Below are 1,568 nucleotides of genomic sequence, written 5' to 3'. Positions count from 1 at the left end.
CGATCGGTTCTGGTTGTTCTTCCAGAACCGCACAGTGGATGCGTAGCGTCTTTGTAACAAGTCCTCGGCCTATTAGTACCAGTCAGCTCCAACCGTTACCGGTCTTCCACCTCTGGCCTATCAACCCAGTGGTCTAGCTGGGGGCCTTAACCCACAAAGGGTGGGATACCTCATCTTGGAACGAGCTTCCCGCTTAGATGCCTTCAGCGGTTATCCCTTCCGAACGTAGCCAACCAGCAATGCTCTTGGCAGAACAACTGGCACACCAGCGGTCCGTCCGTCCCGGTCCTCTCGTACTAGGGACAGCCTTCCTCAAGTATCCTACGCGCGCGGCGGATAGGGACCGAACTGTCTCACGACGTTCTAAACCCAGCTCGCGTACCGCTTTAATGGGCGAACAGCCCAACCCTTGGGACCTACTCCAGCCCCAGGATGCGACGAGCCGACATCGAGGTGCCAAACCATCCCGTCGATATGGACTCTTGGGGAAGATCAGCCTGTTATCCCCGGGGTACCTTTTATCCGTTGAGCGACCACGCTTCCACAAGCCATGGCCGGATCACTAGTTCCGACTTTCGTCCCTGCTCGACCCGTCAGTCTCACAGTCAAGCTCCCTTGTGCACTTGCACTCAACACCTGATTGCCAACCAGGCTGAGGGAACCTTTGAGCGCCTCCGTTACTCTTTGGGAGGCAACCGCCCCAGTTAAACTACCCACCAGGCACTGTCCCTGATCCGGATCACGGACCGAGGTTAGACATCCAATACGACCAGAGTGGTATTTCAACGATGACTCCACACTGACTGGCGTCAGCGCTTCACAGTCTCCCACCTATCCTACACAAGCCGAATCGAACACCAATACCAAGCTATAGTAAAGGTCCCGGGGTCTTTCCGTCCTGCCGCGCGTAACGAGCATCTTTACTCGTAATGCAATTTCGCCGGGCCTGCGGTTGAGACAGTCGAGAAGTCGTTACGCCATTCGTGCAGGTCGGAACTTACCCGACAAGGAATTTCGCTACCTTAGGATGGTTATAGTTACCACCGCCGTTTACTGGCGCTTAAGTTCTCAGCTTCGCCCTTGCGGACTAACCGGTCCCCTTAACGTTCCAGCACCGGGCAGGCGTCAGTCCATATACATCGTCTTGCGACTTCGCATGGACCTGTGTTTTTAGTAAACAGTCGCTTCTCGCTGGTCTCTGCGGCCGTCTCGCCCTAGCCTGCAAGAGGCTTCAAGCGCTACGGCCCCCCTTCTCCCGAAGTTACGGGGGCATTTTGCCGAGTTCCTTAACCACAGTTCGCCCGATCGCCTTGGTATTCTCTACCTGACCACCTGTGTCGGTTTGGGGTACGGGCCGCGTGAAAGCTCGCTAGAGGCTTTTCTCGGCAGCATGGGATCACTCTACTTCGCCTCAATCGGCTACGCATCACGTCTCAGGATATGTGCCCGGCGGATTTGCCTACCAGACTCCCTACACGCTTGCACCAGTACTACCACTCACTGGCGGAGCTACCCTCCTGCGTCACCCCATCGCTTGACTACTACAAGTTCAGGTCCCGCGCTCCACA

At 56.3% G+C, this 1,568-nt stretch carries 1 rRNA gene; it reads right to left on the bottom strand.

The annotated features are described in order from the left end of the window. Positions 1-52: 52 nt before the first annotated feature. Positions 53-1,568 (bottom strand): 23S ribosomal RNA (locus ACIRG5_RS48360); the annotation flags it as partial.

The sequence above is a fragment of the Lentzea sp. NPDC102401 genome, assembly GCF_044765805.1.
Lineage (GTDB): Bacteria > Actinomycetota > Actinomycetes > Mycobacteriales > Pseudonocardiaceae > Lentzea > Lentzea sokolovensis.
The sequence above is the reverse complement of the archived record's forward strand: the minus strand, read 5'-3'. Positions and strand labels throughout refer to the sequence as shown.